General features: G+C 63.8%; 22 protein-coding genes. 8 read left to right on the top strand and 14 right to left on the bottom strand.

The features are described from left to right. Positions 1–283: 283 nt before the first annotated feature. On the bottom strand, positions 284–2,251 hold the full coding sequence (gene waaF / locus ACFQDI_RS23620) for a lipopolysaccharide heptosyltransferase II (protein ID WP_377171668.1): 1,968 nt from the start codon (positions 2,249–2,251) through the stop codon (positions 284–286). 79 nt (positions 2,252–2,330) lie between these two features. On the opposite strand from waaF, the gene ACFQDI_RS23625 reads away from it, so the two are divergent. Further along, positions 2,331–3,668 carry a sulfatase-like hydrolase/transferase gene (locus tag ACFQDI_RS23625; RefSeq protein WP_377171670.1) on the top strand — a complete coding sequence of 446 codons (1,338 nt, stop codon included), beginning with the start codon at positions 2,331–2,333 and terminating at the stop codon, positions 3,666–3,668. Positions 3,669–3,896: 228 nt separating this feature from the next. On the opposite strand, the gene ACFQDI_RS23630 is transcribed toward ACFQDI_RS23625, so the two are convergent. Beyond that, a complete protein-coding gene (locus ACFQDI_RS23630) occupies positions 3,897–4,535 on the bottom strand; it encodes a response regulator (RefSeq protein ID WP_377171672.1) in 639 nt (212 codons plus the stop codon). A 212-nt stretch (positions 4,536–4,747) separates the two neighbouring features. On the opposite strand from ACFQDI_RS23630, the gene ACFQDI_RS23635 reads away from it, so the two are divergent. Beyond that, positions 4,748–5,197, top strand: a complete 450-nt coding sequence (locus ACFQDI_RS23635) for an ExbD/TolR family protein (protein WP_377171674.1) — start codon at positions 4,748–4,750, stop codon at positions 5,195–5,197. A 43-nt stretch (positions 5,198–5,240) separates the two neighbouring features. Next, positions 5,241–8,084 carry a hypothetical protein gene (locus ACFQDI_RS23640; protein ID WP_377171676.1) on the top strand — a complete coding sequence of 948 codons (2,844 nt, stop codon included), beginning with the start codon at positions 5,241–5,243 and terminating at the stop codon, positions 8,082–8,084. Between the two features lie 63 nt (positions 8,085–8,147). Here ACFQDI_RS23640 and ACFQDI_RS23645 read toward each other — a convergent pair whose 3' ends face one another. Beyond that, positions 8,148–9,368 (bottom strand): S16 family serine protease, encoded by a 1,221-nt coding sequence (locus ACFQDI_RS23645; RefSeq protein WP_377171678.1) that lies wholly within the window; start codon positions 9,366–9,368, stop codon positions 8,148–8,150. Between the two features lie 121 nt (positions 9,369–9,489). Between ACFQDI_RS23645 and pyrE the strand changes: the two genes are divergently transcribed. The 5 genes from pyrE (at position 9,490) to ACFQDI_RS23670 (ending at position 11,755) form a co-directional block, all read left to right on the top strand. Continuing rightward, positions 9,490–10,059 carry an orotate phosphoribosyltransferase gene (pyrE, locus tag ACFQDI_RS23650; RefSeq protein WP_377171680.1) on the top strand — a complete coding sequence of 190 codons (570 nt, stop codon included), beginning with the start codon at positions 9,490–9,492 and terminating at the stop codon, positions 10,057–10,059. A gap of 148 nt (positions 10,060–10,207) precedes the next feature. Continuing rightward, positions 10,208–10,390, top strand: coding sequence for a hypothetical protein (locus tag ACFQDI_RS23655; protein WP_377171682.1), 183 nt, complete (start codon positions 10,208–10,210; stop codon positions 10,388–10,390). A gap of 132 nt (positions 10,391–10,522) precedes the next feature. Then, positions 10,523–11,185 (top strand): hypothetical protein, encoded by a 663-nt coding sequence (locus ACFQDI_RS23660; protein WP_377171684.1) that lies wholly within the window; start codon positions 10,523–10,525, stop codon positions 11,183–11,185. Between the two features lie 31 nt (positions 11,186–11,216). Continuing rightward, positions 11,217–11,423: a hypothetical protein gene (locus ACFQDI_RS23665; protein ID WP_377171686.1), complete on the top strand. Its 207-nt coding sequence runs from the start codon at positions 11,217–11,219 to the stop codon at positions 11,421–11,423. Between the two features lie 8 nt (positions 11,424–11,431). Next, a complete protein-coding gene (locus ACFQDI_RS23670) occupies positions 11,432–11,755 on the top strand; it encodes a hypothetical protein (protein ID WP_377171688.1) in 324 nt (107 codons plus the stop codon). A 722-nt stretch (positions 11,756–12,477) separates the two neighbouring features. Here ACFQDI_RS23670 and ACFQDI_RS23675 read toward each other — a convergent pair. From ACFQDI_RS23675 to ACFQDI_RS23725, 11 genes are all read right to left on the bottom strand, one after another. Then, positions 12,478–13,497 (bottom strand): sialidase family protein, encoded by a 1,020-nt coding sequence (locus tag ACFQDI_RS23675; RefSeq protein ID WP_377171690.1) that lies wholly within the window; start codon positions 13,495–13,497, stop codon positions 12,478–12,480. A gap of 35 nt (positions 13,498–13,532) precedes the next feature. Next, a complete protein-coding gene (locus tag ACFQDI_RS23680) occupies positions 13,533–14,015 on the bottom strand; it encodes a DUF2059 domain-containing protein (protein WP_377171692.1) in 483 nt (160 codons plus the stop codon). A 69-nt stretch (positions 14,016–14,084) separates the two neighbouring features. Further along, positions 14,085–14,789: a hypothetical protein gene (locus ACFQDI_RS23685; protein ID WP_377171694.1), complete on the bottom strand. Its 705-nt coding sequence runs from the start codon at positions 14,787–14,789 to the stop codon at positions 14,085–14,087. Between the two features lie 201 nt (positions 14,790–14,990). Further along, positions 14,991–17,111, bottom strand: coding sequence for a TonB-dependent receptor family protein (locus ACFQDI_RS23690; protein ID WP_377171696.1), 2,121 nt, complete (start codon positions 17,109–17,111; stop codon positions 14,991–14,993). A gap of 121 nt (positions 17,112–17,232) precedes the next feature. Further along, complete coding sequence (locus ACFQDI_RS23695) at positions 17,233–17,652, bottom strand: hypothetical protein (RefSeq protein ID WP_377171698.1); 420 nt, start codon at positions 17,650–17,652, stop codon at positions 17,233–17,235. A gap of 50 nt (positions 17,653–17,702) precedes the next feature. After that, positions 17,703–18,023, bottom strand: a complete 321-nt coding sequence (locus tag ACFQDI_RS23700; protein WP_377171700.1) for a hypothetical protein — start codon at positions 18,021–18,023, stop codon at positions 17,703–17,705. A 21-nt stretch (positions 18,024–18,044) separates the two neighbouring features. Then, the gene (locus ACFQDI_RS23705; RefSeq protein ID WP_377171702.1) at positions 18,045–18,782 is read right to left on the bottom strand and encodes an SCO family protein; all 738 of its coding nucleotides are present in this window, start codon (positions 18,780–18,782) and stop codon (positions 18,045–18,047) included. A gap of 4 nt (positions 18,783–18,786) precedes the next feature. Beyond that, positions 18,787–19,260 carry a c-type cytochrome gene (locus tag ACFQDI_RS23710; RefSeq protein ID WP_377171704.1) on the bottom strand — a complete coding sequence of 158 codons (474 nt, stop codon included), beginning with the start codon at positions 19,258–19,260 and terminating at the stop codon, positions 18,787–18,789. Positions 19,261–19,409: 149 nt separating this feature from the next. Next, positions 19,410–19,835 (bottom strand): hypothetical protein, encoded by a 426-nt coding sequence (locus ACFQDI_RS23715; RefSeq protein ID WP_377171706.1) that lies wholly within the window; start codon positions 19,833–19,835, stop codon positions 19,410–19,412. A 119-nt stretch (positions 19,836–19,954) separates the two neighbouring features. Beyond that, entirely contained in the window at positions 19,955–20,737 is a 783-nt protein-coding gene (locus ACFQDI_RS23720; RefSeq protein WP_377171708.1) for a hypothetical protein, read from the bottom strand. Between the two features lie 30 nt (positions 20,738–20,767). Further along, the gene (locus tag ACFQDI_RS23725; protein ID WP_377171710.1) at positions 20,768–22,486 is read right to left on the bottom strand and encodes an LptF/LptG family permease; all 1,719 of its coding nucleotides are present in this window, start codon (positions 22,484–22,486) and stop codon (positions 20,768–20,770) included. Positions 22,487–22,549: the final 63 nt, after the last annotated feature.

The raw sequence follows: 22,549 nt of genomic DNA on the forward strand, positions 1-22,549 counted from the left end.
CGTCTACGTCAACGCGGCAAACCTGCGAAGGTCGCCATCACAGCTCTCATGCGCAAAATCCTCTGCGTGCTCAACAAACTCCTCACCCAACCCAACTTCACACTTGCGTCGTAACACAGTTGCTGCCTGTCGGCGAGCGCCCCCACAATCTCCCAGGCTCACCCAACTCCTGCAAACCGAGCGTCGCATGCATCATGCCTGCCGGAGAGCGACACGAAAAGCCAGCTGCAAGTTGCGCGTGTTGGCGCAGCACTGATCGACGGGCCGGAGTGCCCGTCGTATTTCAAGCCAACCCGCACGCCTTCAGCACGGCCTGCGCCACCTCCTCCTGCGAGACCTTCGTCATGCAGTTGTAGTGGCCAAAGGGGCACTCGCGCTCAAAGCAGGGGCTGCATGGGACCTTGTGCTGGATGACGGTGTGGCGCTCGCCAAGAGGGCCGGTCTCGATGGGGCAGGTGGAGCCGAAGATGCTGACGGTGGGGATGCCGAGCGCTGCGGCCAGATGCATGGTGCCGGTGTCATTGGTGAGCAGGAGCTGGCACTGGCGCAGGCGGGCGATGAGCTCGGAGAGGCGCGTTTTTCCCACGAGGTTTTCATGCGGAGCCTGGAGCATGGCGGAGAGCTTTTCGCCCATCTCCTTCTCTCCCGGCGCGCCAAAGAGCTCCCAGCGGAACTGCGGGTGCTGCGCGGAGATCTGGTTCACCACGGCGGCAAAGCGCTCGAGCGGCCAGCGTTTGGCAGGGCCGTACTCGGCCCCGGCGCACACGCCCACGCGGAGGGTACCGTCTGCGGAGGCGGGCGGCGCACCGGCGTCCCACAGGCCGGGCTGGCTGATGTCTGCGCCGATGCCTTGGGCGATGCGCAGGTAGCGGTGCGCATGGTGCTCCTTGCTGCCTTTGGCCGGGCCGCCCTTGATGATCTGATTGAGCAGCTTGGAGCGCAGCGAGCCTTTCACCCCCACGCGGCGCGGGATGCCGGCAAGCCAGATCTCCAGCGTGCTGCGGGTGGAGTTGGTGCAAAAGACAGCGGCGTCAAACTTCACGCCGGTGGCCTTGATGCGCTTTGCCACGGCAAAGAGCCCTTCTTTCGCGGGCTTGCCGATGTAGCGGGAGACCTCGGGCATGGAGAGCCAGAGCTCCTCCAGCTTGTCCGGGCCGAGCACGGTGATCTTGAGGTCCGGCCGGCCGCGCTTGATGGCACGCACCATGGGGAAGGCCATGCAGGCATCGCCGAGCCAGTTGGGGCTGCGGATGAGCAGCTCAAAGGGCTGGAGGCGGTCCATGTCGTAGCCAGCGGGGAAGGCCACGCCACGACGGCTGTCGGCGAGGAGAAAGTGCGGCTTGGGCGTCTTCCAGCGGTTGTGCACCCAGAACCAGGCCTCCGGCTGCGCGCGGATGAGGCCCTCCACGGCGGCATTGATGGCCAGCGTCAGGCTGTCGGCGTCGGTCTTGCCGTCGGCGGCTTTCACCTCCGGTGCGCAGACGAGCCGCCAGCGTGCGGGACCGTCGTTGTACACCATCATGGGCAGCACCATGGCCCCGGTGCGCTTGGCCATGAGGGCGGCGATGGTGGTGGTGGAGGCCAGGCGGTCAAAGAAAGGGCACCACAGGCCGTGGTCTCCCGCATGCTGGTCCACCAGCACGCCAATCTGCCCGCCCTCGCGCATGAACTTCATGGGTCCGGTGAATCCGGCCTGCCGGTCAAAGAGCTCGTAGCCCAGCTTTTTGCGGCGGCGCAGCACCAGGGCGTTGAGCCAGGGATTACGCAGCGGCTGGTAGATTGCGCCTGCCTTGTGCCCGCGCACAAACATAGCCGGCACCTGGGTGAGGATCTCCCAGCAGCTGGCGTGCAGCACCAGGTTCATGAGCGGGCGTTCGTTGTCGTCAAAGGCGTCCTGGGCGCGCTGGGTGCCCTCGGAGCGCACACGTTTGCAGATCTCCGCCTCGGTCATGAGCGGCAGCTTGAAGCCGCAGAGCATGTTGGCAAAGAGGCTCTTGAAGTGCTCGTAAGACAGGCGGCGCAGCTCGGCGCAGCTCTTCTCGCGGCCAAAGGCGATGTGCAGATTGTGCTGCGCCAGACGGCGGTACTTTCCGGCCAGGCAATACGTCACCGCCCCCAGCGCACGGCCCACATACCACACGGCGGTGATGGGCAGCACCCACAGCATGCACTCGATGCACCGGAACAGCGCGTAAACCAGCCACTGCACGGTGCGCTTTGACAAACTGGCGGAATCTTTGGCGCGGCCCATGCGGCTCCTTATGCCTCAGCGCTTCCGGGCACGCAACCGTTCATGCTAGATGCGCGGGCACTGCATCGTTTGGCGCTGGATGCACCGCTTTTTTCTCCTGCTTCTGACCTGCTGCCCGCTGCTGCAGGCCGCCGCTGCTGCCAAGCCGAACATCGTCTTCATCATGGCCGACGATCTTGGCTGGGCGGATGTGGCCTTTCATGGTGGCAATGCACCCACGCCGGTGCTGGACAGGCTGGCCAAGGAGGGCCTGGAGCTGACGCACCACTACTCCGCCCCGGTGTGCAGCCCCACACGCACGGGACTGATGACGGGCCGCTGCTGGAGCCGCTTTGGCGTGACCACGCCGCAGAGCGAACGGGCGCTGCCGTGGGATACGGTGACGCTGCCGCACGCGCTGAAGTCTGCAGGCTATGAAACCTGCCTCACGGGCAAGTGGCACCTCGGCTCCAAGCCCGCGTGGGGGCCGAATCATTTTGGCTTTGACCACAGCTACGGCTCGCTGGGCGGCGGCGTGGGGCCGTGGGATCACCATTACAAGAAGGGCGAATTCACCGAGACGTGGCACCGCGATGAAAAGCTGCTCCAGGAGCCCGGTCATGTGACGGACCTGATCGCGGACGAAGCCTGCGCCTGGCTGGCGGTGCGGAAGCAGGACGCGCCGTTTTTCCTCTACGTGCCGCTGACGGCGGTGCATCTGCCGGTGAAGGAGCCGGCGGAGTGGCTGGCCAAGGTGCCCGCGGGCATCACCGGAGCGGTGGCGCGTGAGTATGCCGCGTGCATCATGCACATGGATGCGGCGGTGGGCCGGATCGTGCAAGCACTGGAAAAGAACGGCCAGCGCGGCAGCACGCTGCTCGTCTTTACCAGCGACAACGGCGGCAGCACCGCCGAAAACAACGGCCAGGCCTACCCGCCGGATGGCTATGCCACCGGCCCGCTGCCGGGAAACAACCTCCCCCTGCGCAATGAAAAGGGGAGCGTCTATGAAGGCGGCACACGCGTGCCCTGCCTGCTGAACTGGCCCGGCACACTCAAACCCGGCACGCATGATGCGCCGGTGCAGATCATCGACTGGATGCCCACCTTCTGCGCCCTGGCGGGCTTCAAGCAGGAGAAGGACCTGAAGTGGGACGGCGTGAACCTCTGGCCGCAGCTGGCCGAGGGCGCGCCACCACCGCCACGCACGTTCTACACCGCCGGGCCGAATTTTAAGTCACGCGCCCTGCGCTGCGACCCTTGGAAGCTCGTGGTGCATGACTCTGCGGGGAAAGAGAAATGCGAGCTCTATGACATCCTCGCTGATCCGAATGAAACCAAGGATGTGGCCGCGCAGCAGCCGGACGCACTGGCGACGATGAAGGAGCGGCTGAGAGTCATGGCGCGGGCGGACCGCGATGCGGTGGCGAAGGACTGAGCGTGTTTTCTGAAAGTAGGCTGGGTGTGTTTGGCGGATGATGATTTCTCCATCACCCAGACGCTGCTTCGCCAAACCGCCCGACTCTGGGAGCGTTCGCAGGCTGCAATGCGTTGCCACACGCTGAGGGACGGGCGGGCTGTCGCCACACCCATCCTACGTCAGAGTATAAAAAAACGGGCGGTGTTTGCACATCGCCCGTTGGCAAGATTGTTGTTGTGAAAAATCCTATTTCTCGACCCAGCGGACAGCTTCCATGAGCAGTTCACGAGCGGAGGCAAGGCCGAGCTTCTGACGGATGTTCGCCTTGTGGGCGTCCACGGTCTTGGCGCTGAGGGCCAGCTTTTCGGCGATGCTGTGGGAGTCGAAGCCACGGCCCACCATCTCGAAGATTTCGAGCTGGCGGTCGCTGAGCATGCGGGCGGGCTCGCCACGGGAGCCGCCACGAGGGCCGCCGCCGGAGACGATGCTGCCAAGCAGCGAGGCGCTGAAGAAGAAGGAACCTGCAGCCACCTGACGCAGGCCCTGCAGCACGCGGGTGCTCGGCTCGCCCTTCATCACGTAGCCCATGGCTCCGGCACGCAGGCAGCGCTCCGCGTACACGTTTTCGTCGTGCATGGAGTACACGAGGATCTGCATGGTCGGATGGCTGGCGCGCAGCTTTTTGATGAGGTCCACACCGCTGCGGTCCTTCAGGGTGATGTCGAGAACGACAACGTCGGGTTTGAGTTTGGCGATTTGCTGCAGCGCGGTGTTTGCATCTTCTGCGCTGCCAATGACCTGCATGTCTTCCTGCTGGTCGATCAGTTTCTTAAGCCCTTCGATAACGATGGGATGGTCGTCGAGTATATAGATTTTGCTTTTCACGGTGAGACTAGAAGACTCATTTTCAAAAGAATGTCAAGCCTACGTTCTTAAGAAAGCTTTAGCAGGCCACGCACTGCATTGCCTTTCAATGGGTGAGAGCATGGTGATTTACCCCAAAAACACCCCGCCAAGCCCCCCTAAAAAGCTTGTTCCTTCATCCTAGCGGCCCACCCCAAGATTCCCCGGTGACAAACGTCATGCCCTCACACGCCATGAAAAATCGCATTCACTCCGACGATGCCACGATGGGTTTTCAGATCGCTCCCATGATCGATGTGGTCTTCGTCATCATGCTGTTCTTCATGGTGATGACGGGCAGTGTGAAGGTGGAGCGCGAGCTTCGCAGCCGGCTGCCCAATCCGGGCGACGCTGCGCAGAGCGTGGCGTTTCCCGCCGAGGAGATCACCCTGGGCATCTTCGAAGACGGCAGCGTGACGATGAACGAGGAGTTTTTTGACACCGCCAAAGACAAAGACCTGCCGCTGCTCACGCGCACGCTGCGCCGGGCCTCTGAGTCTTCCGCAAGGCAGAAGCAGCAGGTGCTGGTGACGATCCAGGCCGAAGAACAGGCGAGCTATGAGCGCATCATGGATCTGCTCAATTCGCTGAACAAAGCGGGGATCCAGAACGTGACCTTCACCGTGGGTGGCGGGCCGTTTTGATCTCCAGCAGACAGGCTGCCGCCGCGGCGTGCGTTCTTTGCGCATGTCACGCTGCTTTCTCTTTCTGCTGCTCGCCGTCACATGCCATGCCCAGATGGCCAACCGCCCGCCGGTGCCGCAGTGGCTGGCGGCACCTGAGGGCGGCACGACCTTTACCCACGCGGTGAAGCACGAGGGCAAGCTGCTCAAGGCCGTGCTGCTGACTGCGAGCGATGCCGCTGTGGAGATCGTGCTCGATGGCAAAACCATCGCCGCTCTGAAAGCCGCCGAGACGGCCACCGGCACGGACCTCACCCAGCAGCTCAGCGATGGGAAGGCGCACGAGCTGGGCCTGCGCGTGCCGGGCAGGGCCAAGGCCGCCGCGCTGCTGGAGCTCAATGGCGATCTCGCGGCGGTGCGCTGGATCGTGAGCGATGACTCCTGGCAAAACGCGGTGGTGGCCGGTGCCACGGATGCGGATGCCACGAAGAACCCCTTCGACTTGAAGAAGACCTTTGATGCCTACAACTCCTGGCAGCTCGCCAAACCGGGCGCGCAGAATCAGGCCACCGATCCCGCCACGCTGACACTGCCGCCGGGTTTCAAGGCGGAGCTGATCCGCTCCGCACAGCCGGGGGAAGACTCATGGGTTTCGATGGCCTTCGATCCGCAGGGACGCATCACGCTGGGCAAAGAGAAGAAGGGTCTGCTGCGCCTGACGCTGAGCGGCAGCGGCGATCAGAAAATGGAAGTGATCGACGACGAGCTGCTGGAGTGTCGCGGCCTGCTGTATGCGCACGGCTCGCTCTTCGCAAATGCCAACAACACCAAGGCACTCTTCCGCCTGACCGACGCGGATGGAGATGGCACCTTTGAAAAACGCCAGGAACTCATTCGCACCGAAGGCGGCGTGGGTCATGGCCGCAATCACATCAAGCTCGGCCCGGATGGCGACATCTACGTGGCCCATGGCAACAACGTGCTGCTGCCGAAGAACCTCGACCCCGACTCACCGCTGCGAAACTACGCGCCTGATCAGCTCATCCCGAACCCGTGGGACGGCAGCATGTTCGACGGCAACGTGGAGCTCCCCGCCGGCCACATCCTGCGCGTGAAGCCGGACGGCAGCAAGATCACGCTGATAGCCGGAGGTTTGCGCAACCCGCTCGACATCGCTTTCAATTCACGCGGCGATCTCTTCACCTTCGATGCGGACATGGAGCGTGACGTGGGCACGCCGTGGTACATGCCGACGCGGGTGCTGCAGATTGTTCCCGGAGGTGATTATGGATGGCGACGCGGCACAGGACGTTATCCTGCGTGGTATGCGGACACGCTGCCGAGTGTGATCGACATTGGTCTGTCTTCGCCCACGGGGATTTATTTTGGGTATGGATCTGACTTTCCGCAGAAGTATCGTGAGGCGCTCTACATTCTCGACTGGAGCTATGGGCGGATCATCGCGGTGCATTTGAAACAGGGCGTGGCCACCTACGCCGCCGAGCAGGAGACTTTCATCTCCGGAAGGCCCCTCAACGTCACAGACGGCTGCATCGGACCCGATGGCGCGATGTGGTTCATCACCGGAGGGCGTGGCACGCAGAGCGGGCTGTATCGTGTGTACTGGGCTGGCACGAAACCATCTCTTGTAGGAATGCGCGACCGCATTTTCCGCCACTCTTCCGGCCCTGAGCAATATGCGGACGCCATACGCGAAAGAAACGTGGATGGGGGATGGACACCAGACCTCTCCTTTACTTTTCGCTGCATGGAGTCACCTGATCGTTTTGTGACCAACGCCGCACGTCTGGACCTGGAAAGGTCCGATCCTGTCCTTTGGAGAGAGCGTGCCTTGGCTGGGAAGAGCATGCATGCCCTTTTGGCTCTCGCACGGACAGGAGATAAAAACGATCTGCCCTCCATTCTCGATGCGGTGATGAAAGCCGCGCCTTCGCCCACGCTGGATGCGCTGCGTGTCATCGCTGTTGCCATCGCGCGGCACGGCGCACCGGATGAAGCGCATCATCAGAAGCTCATGGAATGGGCGGTGTATCCGCGTGATGACGTTTTTCTCAACCGCGAACTCTGCCGCCTGCTTGTTTACCTTCACTCTCCGAAGGTCATCGAGAAAACGATGCCTCTCCTCCAAGCGGCTACCACCTCCGAAGACCTGCTCTACTACCCCTTCATGCTGCGCTATCTCAAAGACGGCTGGACGCTGGAGCAGCGGAAGATCGCGTTTGAGGCGCTGAACAAGGCGGAGAAAATGAACGGGGCCTCCACCTTCTTCAAAGCGATCAGCGACACGCGCAGCGAGCTGGCCGCCGCGCTGAAGCCGGAGGAGGCCACGCAGCTCGCGGCGGTGATCTCGCCGGCGAAGCCTGCGGTGCTTTCCGCGCATGCGCTGCCCGGACACTCCTTCAAGAACTGGACGCTGGAGGACCTGACGCCGCTGCTGGCGAAGATGGATGCCAAGACGCGCAGCCGCGAGAGCGCGAAGGATGCGCTCATCCGTGCGCAGTGCGTGTTCTGCCACAAGGTGAGCAATGACCCCGCACTGCCCGCAGGCGTCTTCGGCCCGGACCTGGTGCAGGTGTCCGCACGCTTCAACCGCCGCGACCTGCTGGACCACATCTTGAACCCTTCCAAGTTCATCGACGAAAAATTCCGCTACGTGACGGTGAAGACCAGCGATGGCAAAACGATCACCGGCAGCCTGGAGAGCGAGGACGATGAGCGCGTGGTGCTGAGGCCCAATCCGCTCGCGCCCGAGAAGAGCGAGATCGCGAAGGCCATGATCAAGGAGCGCAGCGTGTCGGAGATTTCGCCGATGCCGCAGGGACTGCTCAATGCGCTGAAGGCGGAGCAGATCCTGGACCTGCTGGCGTGGTTTGAGACGCTGCGGTGAGCGAAGAGGGCAGGGGGGCCTCCGTAAAACGGAACGCGGCGGACCGGCCCTGAAGCCACGGGCTTACAGCCCCAGCTCCTCGCGCACCTGGGCGTCATTGATCAGCTTGTCATACGCGGCCTTGGTGGCGGCAGCGGCCTTGTTGGCCTTGCTGACGAGGTCCACGTAGCGGGCGCCGGAGCGCACGGGATTGAGCAGCGCTCCGCGGATGACCTCGCCGTAGGCCACCATGCCGTCCACGTAGGGCCACACGCGTGCATCCAGGCTGGGGCGGAGCTGGCGAAGCTTGTTGAGGCTGCTGCCCAGCTCGTCTCCCTTGAGGCTGGAGACATTGGAGTCCACGTCATGGTCGATGGAGGAGACGAGCGAGTCGGCGCTGCTCTGCGCGGCCTCGATGGAGCCACCGATGGAGAGCGTGCGCGGCGCACGACCCTGCAGGTAGAGCAGCAGGTACTTGGCGGAGTAGCAGTTCGGTGCGGCCGTCAGCAGCGCCTGCAGCCGCTGGGCGGCATGCGGGGTGCGCAGCAGCGGCAGGATCTGGCGCGGATCCCGCATCATCACCGCGCGCATGTTGTCAAAGTCCGTCAGCGCATTTTGCAGCGCCTGCGGCCGCTCCGTGCCGGCCAGCAGCATGGCGTCGTCAAAGGTCTTGATGCCAAAGACGGTGATGCCCACCAGTGGGGCGGGCCCTTCCAGCACCAGGATGTCCGCCACCGACTTTTCATTCTTCACCGGCACGCCCACGATCTTGCACGCGCCCTTGGTGGCGCCGCGGATCTTGGCCTGCACACCGCCGATGGGCTGCACACTGCCGTCCGCGTTCATGTCTCCCGTCACAGCAAAGGCAGGGTCCCATTTCCTGCCGGTGATGGCAGCCTCCAGCAGCAGGGCGCAGGCCACGGCGGCGGAGGGGCCGTCCTTGCCGATGTATTTGTCCTCAAAGCCGATCTCCAGCGAATGCCCCAGCGGCCAGCCACCATGGCGGAGCTGGGAGAATTTGCTCACCTCGTTGAGCGCCTTGCCCATGCTGTCTCCCACTTCCTGGTTGAACTTGAGCGTGGAGGGGGACTCTCCCAGCGAAGGCAGCGCGGTCAGGCTCATGCGCGTGACCTGCCCGGCCTCTCCGCCCGAGGAGAGCTGGGAGATCAGCAGCCCGTTCACCTGGTTGATGCGGGACTTGAAGGCCATCCCCTCAGCGCCTGGAGCACCCGTGGTGGACTGCGCCCTGCAAGAGATCACGAGGCAAAAGAACAGATAAATACCTCCGCAAATACGTGTTTTCATTGAAAGCAATGTGCGAAAAATTCTTGGAAAACGCAACCTCAACCAAATCTGCCCGCAGAAAAACATTCGCCGCCTTACAGTCGCCCCTTGTCTTCCACGGTCCTCAATTCTAAATCGCCCCATGTCCATCGAGCAAGACCGCGAAGAACTCCGCCAGATCCTCAAAGCCAAGTCCGTCAAGACAGGCAAATTCACCCTCGCCTCCGGCCAGGAGAGCGATCTCTACGTGGACTGCCGCGTGACCACCCTGGACGCACGCGGTGCCGTGCTGGTGGGCCGGGTGCTGCATGACCTGCTGCGCAAAGAGGAAGCCAGGCGCGGTCTGAGCATCGGCTCCCTCGGCGGCCTCACCATGGGCGCGGACCCGCTCACCCTCGCAGTGGCCATGAGCTCCAGCATCGCTGGCGACACGCCGCCGGTGCAGGCCTTTGTGGTGCGCAAGGAGGCCAAGGGCCACGGCCGCGGCAAGCGCATCGAGGGCAATTTCATCACCGAGCAGCCCGTGGTCGTCGTCGATGACGTCATCACCACCGGCGGCTCCACGCTCAAGGCCATCGAAGCCATCGAAGCCGAAGGCGGCAAGGTGGCCTTTGCCCTGATCCTGGTGGACCGCTCCGAAGGCGGCCGTGCCGCCATCGAGGAAAAAGGCTACCCCGTGGTCGCCGCGTTCACGCGCGCGGATCTGGTGTAGTACGACAGGCACTCCTGCCTGTCGGTCAGCGCCTTCGGTGCCCCCTGAGTCCCCGAGTCATGGACCGTGTGCTGCTCCTCCTCACCACCTCCTGCCTCCACCGGAGCAAAGTGGTCTTTGAGCACGACACCTCACGGGCCGCGATACCATGACCTACCGTGGAAAGGCCATCTCCCCGGAGGAGCTCTTTGAGCTGGGGGAAAAGACGGACTTTGGCAAAACCGACCTCATCCTGAAAACAGACGGCACCACACAGAAGCTCGACTTCAAAGCCTGGCACACCGGCATGCGGCTGATCCCGGCGGTGATGCAGGGAGAGGCGGTGGAGTGAGCCGCCTTTGGCGAGAGCCGCTTTCCCCCCTTGCACTCCGTGCACGCTGGCGCAGCATCTCCTACACGCCATGCACGACTTCGCATCCATCGACATCCCGCCGCATGGCAGGTCAGTTTTATGCGTGGAACCATGAAGCGACGCATAAGCATCCTCGCAGGTCTCACGCTGCTCACGGTGTTCACCGACTATGTCAGCGGGCGCTGGGCTATCCTCTTCCTCATACCGCCGATGCTCTTTCCGGCCTTCCTGACTTTGCTGGCCGCAGTGTGGGTGCTGCTGCCCTGCCGGGATGGCGGGCCTTTCTGGAAGCGATGGGCGCTGCGCATCGCCGCCATGGCCGCGTGCTGGGGGCTCCTGCGCCTGCCCTCGTACCTCGAGGAGGATGACGACTACTTCAAAATGGGCCGCCGTGCGCACATCCGCTCCACGTTCACTCCCATGGTGATTGCGGAGCTGCGCGCCGCAGCGGCAAAACTGACCGCGAGACAGGGCAAGATCGGCGGAGTGGAGCTCTCGGAATCGGATCTCCCTCCGGCGGTCGGTGGCACCCTTTGGGGAATGCCCGGATATGCAGCCTGCAGCTTCAGCAAGGAGGGCAGGCTTTCCTCCGTGCGGCTGGTCTGGGGCGGGTCGCTCATCGGCCGTCACGGGCTGGTCATTTCGGATGAAGAGATTCCGTTCCGTGGAGACGGCTTCCATGGCGGTGGCAAAGATGGCCATGAGGAAGTGTACTACCCGGAGCGCTACTACCCGCTCTACCCAGGGGCTTACATTTACCTCGACGAAAATTGAGCCGCCCCCTTATCTTCCACCCCCACCTGCCATGACCTACCCCGAATTCAAAGCCGCCATCCAGCAGCATCTGCGGCGCAGCCGTGCTGGCGCCACCTGGGTGGAGCTGCGGGATAAACTCGGCCTGCCCTACGAGCGCGCCTGCCCGGAGTGGACACGGCGGCTGGATGAAGACATCGGCCTGGTGCGGCGCAAGGGCTCGGGACGTGCCCTGGTGTGGGGTCTGGAGAGGCGCTGAGGGCTGCCGTGCCTTCATTCCCTGCCCGTGCGGATTTGGCGCTGGACTCCGCCGCCAGCAGGCCTCAGCATCGGGCCATGATGACAGGGCTGTTTTTACTTCTGGTGGGCATCACGCCCTTCGTGCTGGCAGTTTATGGCAGGCGCTTGCTGGGAAACCAGACACACCCCGCCGCGCTCTTCATCCTGGCATGGATGGCGGCCGCCTTTTTGCTCGGTGCCACCGAGGTGACTCACCTGCCCGTGGGAGCGGTGTCCTTTGCGTGGGTGCTCATCTGCTTTGGGCTGGTGGCGCTGGTGCGCAAGCTCAGAGCCGGAGCGGGCAAGGCCTGAGCCCCCGTCCTGCTCTCAGTTCATCCAGGCATGCAAGGCGAAGGACGCCTTTTCCATAGAGCCTGGTGCTCCATCGGGTTTTTCATGTCACGGATGTTCGAGGGGGCTGTTCTACGATTTCCTCGGGTCTGAGGAACTGGTGGCGCATGAGGACGGCGAGCTCCCAGCTCCTGCTTCAGAAACTCATGTGAGCCGATGATCTCCTGCCCGAAGCCATGGAAGCCGCATGGTCTGAAGACTGGTGCATGGCAGGCCTGCCTGCTCCTCCGGCACGGCCTCTCCCGCGCCCCTTGAGGGCGCGCTGGAGAAGAGGGGCGTGTGTGTGGAGACCCAGGGCTTGTCGCTGCGCGAGGGCACCCTGGGCCGACTCCTCCGCACCTTTGGTGCGGCCTGGGTCTCTGGCTTGGCTGTAAGCTGGCCGCGTCTGACAGGCAGGGCAGCCCACGCTCTTCATCGAATTCCTCCTCTCCGCGCTTTTGCAGGCTCTACGAGAAACCCGACCGGCCAAGTCAAAGCCTTGCCCAGGTGTCTGGGAACGAAGCCCACCAGCGCACTGGAGTGCATGAAAAAGCTGGGGCGTTCCCACCGGCGCAGCGGCGCGTAAGGGCTCAGGATGATCCCTCTCCTGCCGGAGAGGCTCGGCTGTTTTTGCAGATCGTGGGCACCAAGGGCGGCTGGCTGAGGACAGCAAGCCCTGCCTAGGGCTGGGATGCCGCTCTCCGCTACTTCACCTTAACCTGCGCGTAGTAGATCGCGGCCTTGCCTTCGTGGCTGGAGTAGTAGGTCACGTGCAGGAGGTCGTCGTGCCAGTAGAGGCCGGGATAGGAGCAGTCGCCGCCGCTGGGGAGCTCGAGCAGGGGCGTCATGCCGGTGGCGGTCATGGCAAAGAGCACCATGTGCGGGCCGGGGGTGGCGCCAAAGCCGCGTGAGCCAGCGATGAGCTTGCCGTCAGGGAGCTCGATGAAGTTCGGTCCGCCGAGGGGCAGGCCGGTGGCGGCCCAGGTCCATTCGCGGTAAGGGGGTTGGGCTCTGCCGATGACGCCTTTGCGGTCCGCACCCTGACGGGAGACGAGAGCGAGGGCGCTGCCGTCTTTGAGAAAGCGCAGGGTGGTCTCTCCGGGCTGGCCGGGCACCTGCATGATGGAGGAGAGCTGCCAGACGCTGCCGTCCACGCTGGTGTAGGTCTTGAGCGAGAATTCCTTTTCCGGGGCGGGGCCGCCGGAGCTGGGGTGGATGTTGAAGCTGGCGCCGTAAAAGCGTTTGTCTGCGGGGTTGATGGTGGCGCGCCAGAGCCAGTCGCCTTTGGCGAGCAGCTTTTGCAGCGGGGTCCAGACTTTGCCGTCCATGGTGGTGGCGTAGCGGGGCTGGCGGCCCTGCGTGGGGGAAACGCCTTCACAGAGGAGGTAGAGGCGTTTTTCGTCCGGGGTGACGATGATCTTGGGGTCGCGCAGGTCGGTGCCGGGCTCGCTGACGGTGGTCTGCTCCACCCAGGTCTTGCCGTTGGCGGAGACGAGGAGGCGGATGGTGCCGTCTCCTTTGGTGGCGGACTCAGCCTCGCGGAAGCAGCAGTAGAAGAGGTTCTGATAGCGCGTGATGTCCGTGGCGCTGCTGTGCGGGGCCTGGTCCCAGATCTTGGCCACGGAGACGAGCTCGGCCGCTGGGGCCTGCGCACGCAGGAGGCTGGTGCTGGCAAAGAGGAGGAGCAGGCTGGCGGCTGGGGCGGTGAGCTGGCGTGGGATCATGGCGCAGTAAACGTGCGGGGCCGGGCGGGTCTATGCTATTTGGTCATCTCTGCCTGCATGATCTGCATGATCTGCGGCATGAGCACCTTCATCTTGTCCTGTGCCAGCTTGAACATGTCTCCGGCCATGACGAGCTGCTTGTCAAAGATGAGCTGGCCGGTGGGGGTGTCCATGAGCTTCACGATGTCCTGCGCCTGGGCTTCGGTGAAGTTTTTGCCGTAGATGGCGATGATCTCGGGCTTGAGCTTTTCCCAGCCCATCTGCTCCATCATGGCGGCCTTCACCTTTTCCATGCCGCTGGCAAATTTCTGCTGCTGCTCCTGGGGCATGGACTTGATCTGGTCCGAGTTCGCGCCCATGCCGGTCTCAAAGCCAAGGGTGAGGTTGTTTTCAAACTGCTTCTGCACCTTCATGACGACGAGCAGCTTTTCGATGGCTGCCTGATGGGAGGGGGTTAGGTCTGCGTGTGCGGTGCTGAGGCAGAGAGCGAACGTGGCGAGGATCAGGATATTTTTCATGGCTATGAGTCCCGTTTTTAACCCATCACCCGAAAAAGGTGAAGGCTAAAAACGGGCTTGTTTTATAATTCACCGTTTCTTTGGCCGGGTGGCAAAGAAGAGCGCCACCCCGAGGCAGGCGACGAGGAAGATGCCAAAGGTCACCACGGTGAGCACGAGGTCGCGCGTGTCCTTGTCCGGGATGAAGCCGAGCTTGTGGAAATTGGTGAACACGGTGGCCTCAAACTGCCGCTGCCTGTCGGTGTGGCGCGTGACGCTGCCGGTGGTGGTGGAGACGTACACGCGGGTGTCCAGCGCGTCGCCGGCATCAAAGCGGTACACCGGGAGGATGCGGAAGATGTTGATGTACTCGGTGTTGAAGGCGGTGAGAAAGTCCGTCTTTTTCACGGCGGCTCCGGCGAGGAATTTGGTCGCGATCTCGGCGGCGTAGGCCTCATCCATGGCAGGGTCCACGCGGCCGTCCACGGCGCTGACGTACTGCGGCGCGCGGGAGGTGGTGGTGTAGATCTGGTACCAGGGCTGGCCGCCGATGCCGCGCAGGTTCACGGCCTGCACTTCGGGCTTGTCGCCACCCAGTTTCCCCACGGCCTCCGCCACGCTGAGCCGGATGGCGGCCACATCCATGCCGCCGCCGGAGGGCTTCGCCTGGGGCGGAGGAGCCTGCGTACGGGTCATGACGTTGTGCAGCACGCCGCTGCCGGAGGCGAGCAGGACGGAGACGCTGAAGACGAGGCCGAGCCAGCGGTGGAGTTTGCGGATGAGGCGTGAGTTCATGGGGGGAGAGAGGACTGGGAGGGATGTTGGGATGCTTGGTCGTAGGTTGGGTGTGTTTGGCGGATGGTGCTTTCTTAATCATCGGAAGGCTGCTCCGCCAAACCGCCCGACTCTGGGAGGTGTTCGCAGGCCGGCGTGCTTGCCACGCGCTGAGAGACGGGCGGGCTTTCGCCACACCAGTCCTACGATTCGGAAAGGCGCTTACCACTTCCACTCGATGCCGCCGTAGAAGCTGCGGCCGTCGCCAGGGAGAAAGACAGCGGGGGAAGTGGTGGCGTTGGTGACGACGTTCACGGTGGGGCTGTAGATCTCGTTGGTCAGGTTGCGCGCCTCAAAGAAGAAGGAGAAGCCCTTCTTGGTTCGGTAGCCGAATTTCATGCCCAGCAGCGCATACGGATCGGCAAAGGTGGTGCGTGCCAGGTCGGCGGCATAGCTGAAGGGGGACCACTCCAGCGTGGGCCCCACGTAAAAGCCGCAGGGGTGCTCATAGAGCAGCTGCGCACGGTAGTACACCGGGGAGTAGCCCGGCAGCAGGCGGCTGCCGTAGGCGGCGCTCTTGTCAAAGCTGAAGTTGTTCCAGAGGAAGTTCTGGTTCAGCACCAGGCGGTCGGAGGAGATCGCCAGATTGCGCAGCACGTCCACATTCAGGCCGAATTCGACGCCCTGGTGGATCGTCTTGCCGGCATTCACGGTGGTGGTGGGGGTCAGGATGGGGGAGCCCAGGCCGAGGAGCTCGCGCTCCACCCACGCGTAGTAGTAGCTGAAGTCCCAGCTCACGCGGTCGCGCTGGCCGCGGGTACCGATCTCCAGCGTGGTGGCGGTCTGCGGCTTGAGCTGCAGCAGGCCGGTGCCTGCGGGCGTGGCCTCTCCCAGGGTGGGGGGCTCAAAGCTGCGGCTGGCGTTGAAGTAGATCTGCGTCTTGGGGTCCACCTCATACAGCAGGCCCAGCTTGGGGCTGAAGCCCCAGGCCTCCAGGCGGTCGCTGTTGTTCAGGGTGTTGGGCAGGCCGGTGAACTGGCCGGGAGGGTTCACGCCGGGAAAGGCCTGCAGCTCGTCCAGCTCGCGGGAGGCATAGGCCACCTGCGCGCCGGCGATGAAGGAGAGCTTCTCCGTGAGCTGGAGCTTGTCCTGAAAGTAGAGGTTGAAGTTCGTGGCCTGCAGGCGGTAGGCGGCCACCTGCGCGCCGCGTGTGCCGTTGATGTTGAAGAAGCGGTTGTCATTCGTGCCGCCCCACATGAAGCCCGTGCCCACGGTGAAGGTGTTTTCACGCCCCAGCACGCTGCCTTTGTGCTCGTAGCGCAGGTCAAAGCCCAGGTCGTTGCTCAGCTGGTCGATCACCTGGAAGATCGGGTGGTTCAGGTCCTTCCAGCTCCAGAAGGCGCTGAAGGTGATCGTGTTGTCCCCGCCGTCCGTGTAGGTGGTCTTGTTGGCCAGGCGGAAGAGGCGGTAGTTGCGCTCCTGGTAGCCTGCGCCTCCCGCCACGGTGGGCCGAAAGGAGCCCGGCGCGGCCTGCTGCGGATTGTTGTTCATCTGCGCCTTGGTCAGGTTTCCGGGGAGCTGGGAGTTGCTGTCCACGTAGGTGATGTAGAAGCGGTTCTCCAGGTTCGGGCTGATCTTGGTGCCGATGTTTGCAAACACGCGGAAGCTCTCCTGCTTGCTCCAGTCGCGGAAGCCGTCGGTATGGGAGGCGGTGATGCTCACATACATGTCCGTGTTTCCACTCACAAAGCCGGAGGAGATCTGCGCGCGGTACGTGTTGAAGCTGCCCACCTCCACGCGTGCCTGCGCGGGGGGTGCGGTGTAGCCCGTGTTGGAGATGAAGTTCACCGCGCCGCCCAGCGTGGCGGAACCGTGCTGCAGCGCGTTCGCCCCGCGAAAGACCTCGATGTAGCTGGCCGCCAGCGGCTCGATGGCCTGCATGTCAAAGCCGCCGTCCGCCAGGTTCAGCGGCATGCCATCCTGCATCATCCAGATGCCGCGCCCGTGGAAGGTGCGCTGCAAGCCGGAGCCGCGGATGGCGATGCGCGACTCCTCCGCGCCGAAGCGCGACTGGATCAGCACACCGGGCGCAAAGTCCAGTGCGTCCTTCAGCGTGGAGGCACGGCCGCGCTTGTAGAATTCGGCGTCCACCAGGCCGGCGCCGCCGGGCACAGATGCGGCGATCTGTTCCTGGCGCAGCTCCAGGCTGGGTACCGTGAGGGAAGGGGAGTCTTTCCTGGCGGTGATGACGACTTCCTGAAGTTCGGTCGTCGGAGAGGGGGCCGGCTGCGCCAAGGCAGCGCCGGTCAGAGAGAGTACAAAGAGGTAGGAGAAAGGTTTCATGTCAAGGGATGCGGGAGAGGGGCAGCCGCACAGAAGGCGGCATGCGCATGAGGGTGGGCCGGACTTCCAGGTCCGGCGTGTGGTGGAGGGCAGACGGTTTGGGGAAACCGCCCGGCTTGGTTCAGACCTGCCCGCTTCGTGGCGGTGGTGGCTCCGGCATTCCTTTTCGGCTGATCAGCACTTCGCACAGCGGTGCGAATGACAGCAGTTCTCCTGCGGGGGGCAGCAGCGTGGCGGTGCTCACCAGCACGGCATGCAGCCCGCCCTTGGCGGCGTCATCCTGCGGGGCGCTCTGCCTGCCGTCTTCAGAGTCCTGCGCTCCCTCCTTCACCTTCTTGCACAGCTCGCAGGGGTGCTGCCCGTCGAAGGTCTTTTCCACCGCCTCAATCACCGAGCCCTCGCTCGCAAAGCTGAGGAGCATGCCCGTCCAGGCGATGCCCTGCAGCAGCGCCCAGTGCAGGCCCAGCGCCAGGCACAGCACCAGCACGACCCCGCGCTGCGCGGGGCGCAGTGACAACGAACGGCGGGCAGCGGAAAGCATGGCGGGCGATTATTGAGAGGTGGCTGGGCAGCCGCAAGACATGTGTCAGACTATTTTCCCCGCACCAGCTTCAGGCTGCGGATGTCGTACATCTTGGCGTCGTCTCCCAGCGCCTTGACGGCGTCTTCGCGGGTGAGCTTCGCATTGGCGGCGACGATCTCCAGCTTGGGCAGCCCGCCTTTCTCATCGCGCGTGATTTTGACGCTCTGCACGTCGGGCAGCTTCTTCATCGCGGCTTCGACTTTGTTCGTGCAGTGAATGCACATGATGCCCGCGACCTCGCCCTCATAGACGAAGGTCACCGGCTCGTCGGCGGTGCAGGAGGTGGAAAGGAGGAGCAGGCCGAGGAGGAGTGTGAGGAGGTGTTTCATAGGGGTGGATGGGGTGGAGTTTTATTCTGCGGGGTTGTCGAGCAAGCGCCGCACGTCGCGATCAAGCTTTTCGACCATGAGCGCGGCGATCTCTGACTGAGGGTGAAAGACCGAGTAGTAGCCGCGCACGCGGCCCTGGCGGTCGAGGAGCACGAGGCGCAGGTCGTGCTCGTAGAGGTCCAGCGGGTTGATGCGCTTTTCCTCCGGGATGGGTGCCGGTGCCTGGAGCTGCAGGCCATGGGTCATGTAGTCCCAGATGGCCTGCTGCCCGCCGGTGACGAACCACCACGGGTCCTCCCGCTTTGCGCCCACGCCTTCCGCGTAGGCTTTCAGGAAGTCCGTGGTGTCGCGCTCCGGCGCCACCGCCAGTGAGACCAGGTGGAAATCCGGCCGCGTGCGGTAGGCTGCATTGAGCTTCTGCATCTCTGCCACCACTGCGGCGCAGCCGTGCGGGCACACGGTGTAGAGGCAGGCCATGACGGTGACCTTTCCGCGCAGCGCGGAGAGTTTCACCGTCTGCCCGCTGCGCTCGGTGGCCTCCAGGTCGCCCTGGACCTGGGCCACGATGGGCAGCGGCGGCGGTGGGAGCGCGTGCCGGGCATAGCGTCCCAGCACCAGCACGCCCGCCAAGGCCATGCCGATGCCCAGCGTCATGCGCAGCCAGGAGCCGGTGCTGACGCGGAAGTCAGCCCCGGCGGAGTCGTAGCGCACGCCCGGCGGTGGCGGCACCGGTGAGTCTGGAGGTGGGTGGTCCGTCATGGCATTACTCCACCGGGATTTTGAGAATCTCCGCCTCCGTCCACATCGCGCTGCGCGCCTTCTCAGCCTCACGGATGGCCTTCACCTGCTCCGGCGTCACAGCGGCGGCCTTGTTGCCAAAGCTGCTGCGCACATACGTCAGCACATCGGCGATCTGCGTGTCGCTCAGCGCCGCGCCCTGCGGCGGCATGAGCGGCGCAGGAGAGGTGAAGGGCTTGCCATTGAGCGTGATGGGGCCGGTGAAACCATGCAGCACCATGCGGATGAGGCGGTCCGGCTTTGCCGCCGCCACCCAGTCCGAGCCCGCCAGCGGCGGAAACATGCCCGGCAGGCCCAGGCCCGTGGGCTGGTGACAGGCAAAGCAGACCTGCATGTAAACCGCCTGCCCGCGTGAGAGGGAGTCCTGGGCGTGAATGATGGCAGTGAAAGGCAGCACACACGCGGCTGCCAGGAGGGGGAGTTTTGAAAAAAGAGACATGAAAAAAGGAATGAGGAGGGACGCATGAACTGGGGACCTCACACGCCACGGGCGTCCCTTCAGGGCATGGCGGTGCGGATGGGGTAGGGGTGCAGACACGCGGCCAATCAGACGCCTGCGAGTACAGACGGCCTATGCGTGCATGGGGCTCAGCTCAGGGAGCGGAGGCTGCTGCCACGCCGTGGCGGTGGCGTCTCCGGCAGTTCGGTGCGGCTGACCGGCCTTTCGTGCAGTGGCACGAATGAAAAAGTGTCTCCCGCAGGGGCGACCAGGGTCGTCATCTCCACCAGCACGGCGTTGATCTTCTGCATGGACTGCCCCGCCTGCTGCGGCTGCTTGCGGTTGGTGCTGCTGCCTTCCTTCACTTTTTTACAAAGCGGGCAGCCATGCTGACCATCGAAGGTTTTCTGCACCGCCTCCATCACTGTTCCCTCGCTGGCAAAGGATACCAGCATGCCTGCCCACGCGACACCTTGCAGCAAGGCCCAGTGCGCACCGAGTGAGAGACAGACCGCCCCCACAACCACCAGCCGCGCGATTCGCGGCAGCAGCGATGCTTGGGTGCAGAAGGACATGGAGCAAAGTAGGCGTGGGTGGTGCGCAGTGTCAACTGCGCTGCGTCATAGCACCCTCAAGCACCAAAGCTCGTGCCCCGGAGCCTCAGAGGCCGGCCGGCCTCACCAGATCCGTGGTATCACTCCGCCACAGGCTCATCGCCCTCAGCTTCAGCCTCTGAATCAGAATCAACCTCTGCCTCGTCAGCTTCCGGCTCGCTCTCCGTTGCAGAGTCTGTCTCAGGCTCCGCCTCCTCAGCAGCGGGCTCGGCTGCGGCATCAGCCGCAGGTGCGCTCTCCGCAGGTTCGGCAGGCGCAGCGGCGTCCGCCTCGGGCGGCGCAGCTTGCGCATCTGGCGCAGGCACCACGCCGTCCACCGTCAGGGTCACACCCACGGCCTTGGCGGCCGCGGCCGCAGGACCGCCAAAGGCGAGGAGCGTGGCCACCTCGTCCTGCATGTCCGCGATCTCGTCCAGGCGCAGCTCAGGGTCGCGCACGATGAAGATCTCACCGGTCTTCTTGTTTTCGTAAAAGAGCATCTTCGCACCGTCCACCTCCTTCTCCGCCGTCTGCGAGAGCTGGCGTTTGCGCTCCAGCATCAGCGCCAGGATGTAGCGCGCGTTTTCGGTGCGCGGGTCGCCTTCCTCAATGAAGCGCTGCAGCAGCGCCTGCGCACTCTCCTTGGGGGCGATCTCCGGCTTCGCCTCGGCGATGACCTTGCTGTAGATGGTCTTCCATGAGGCCACCGGCTTGCGCAGCTCCTGCTCCTGCGCCCAGGCCTCGGAGCACACGTCGCGCCGCACATAGCCGTTTTCCTCGGGGTCAAAATAGATCGTGGTATGGAAGCTCTCGCCATCCTCAAACGGACGACCGGTGACGGCGCAGGTGTGCGCACGGCTGCGAATGGACCAGTTTTGCTGCATCAGCGATGTTTAAGTTTCAGGATCAGAATTTCAAGCCGCAGGGGCGCTGGGCAGCGGGGCACGGCGGTTGCGCGGGCGCGCGATCTGGGGCTTGGGCTTGGAGAGGCGGAATTTGAAGCTGGGCAGGTCGCGGTTCTGCGAGCGGTAGTGGAACAGGATGAGTCCCAGAGAGCCAAACAGCAGGTGCGGCAGCCACACGGTGAGCCATGGCGGCAGGTGCCCGCCCTTGCCGAGGTTCAGGCACAGATTGTTCATGAACATGTAGATGAAGAAGATGAACACGCTGCCCGCGATGCCCCCCACCGAGCCACGGCGGGAGTACGCCACCCCCAGCGGCGCCGCCACCAGCACCAGCGCCATGGCCTGCCACGGCAGCGCAAAGCGGTGCCACAGGTGCGAGCGGAAAGGAGCCAGCTTGTCGTCTGCCGCCTTCGGGTGTGCCTGCAGGTAGGAGATCAGCTCCGGCACGCTCATGAAATCCGGCCGCAGCGCATAACTCACCAGGCTCCAAGGCGTTTCCTCGATCCCGCCCACCGTCAGCATGCTCTGCCCGTCCGCCCCTTTGGCGAAAGGCCGGATGGAGGCGAGCTTGCCGTCCTGATAGACCATCTCCTTGCCATTGTAGAAACGCCAGCCCGAACGCGGTGACCAGCCCACATCCGGGGCGATGATGGTGCGCAGCGGCCGCCCCTGCTCATCCTCCTCGCGGATCTGCACGCCGTGCATGCGCTCATTACCGCTGCGCATGGAGAAGGGGAAGGTGCCCACGTACCAGGTACGGCGCGTCTGCTCATTGTGAAACATGATGTGGGAGGCCATGATCGAGTCCGCCGCATGCTGGCTCATGCCCCGAAACGCGGCCTCGCGGTTCCCCTCCGCACGTGGCGCCCAGTGGTAGTTGGCCGCCATGTCCAGCGCGCACGCATACACGCTGCACACAAAGATGGGGCGCAGCACCCGGAACAGGCTCCAGCCCGTGCCCAGCATGGAGATGAGCTCGTTCGCCTTCGACATGCGCGTGAGCGCATACAGCACCGCCAGCAGCAGGGCCACCGGCAGCACCTGCGTGTAAACAAACGGGATCATCCCCAGGTAAAAGGTCACCACCCGCACAACGCCAAACTTCGACTCCTGAAAGTCCTTCAGGTTGTCCAGCAGGTCCATGATGATCCACAGCGTGAAGAAGGACACAAAGCAGAACACCAGCGGATGCAGAAAGGTGCGCAGCGTGTAGCGCTCCAGGAGGCCGATGCGCCGGTAGTACTGCAGGGCAAAGGGCACCGAGAGAAACGCCAGCGCCATGAACACGAGCTTGAACGCAAAGGCCAGCGGCACGGGCGGCTCGCCGATCTCCGTCATGTGCGAATGCGCGATGTAGTCCACCAGATCGCTCGCGATGGACCACACGGCCATGGACACGGAGGCGATGCTGGTCGGCAGCATCAGACGGCGCAGGTCTCCCCAGCGCCGCCAGATCACGATCAGCAGCACCGGCACGCCAAGCCTGACCCACAGGTTCAGGTACGGCAGCACCTTGGACAGGATCAGGATGCCCTGCGGCACGTCCACCTGCGCCACCTGGGCCTGCTGCAGCGCGGCATCCACCGCATCATCCGGATGCGTGCGGTGCCACCCCGTCAGCATGGAGATGATCAGGAGAAGGATGGCCACGGCAAAGGAACTCCGCCCCAGATAGGGGAGTTCACGCGCCTTTTGCCAGGCCTGGATCACACGGTTCAGCCACTTCATGCCAGAGAAAGCTTTGAGAGTCGGTTAAAGCCCCCGATGCGTCAAGGCTGCACGGTCTCAGGA

Source organism: Prosthecobacter fluviatilis, assembly GCF_042655725.1.
Taxonomy (GTDB): Bacteria; Verrucomicrobiota; Verrucomicrobiia; order Verrucomicrobiales; family Verrucomicrobiaceae; genus Prosthecobacter; species Prosthecobacter fluviatilis.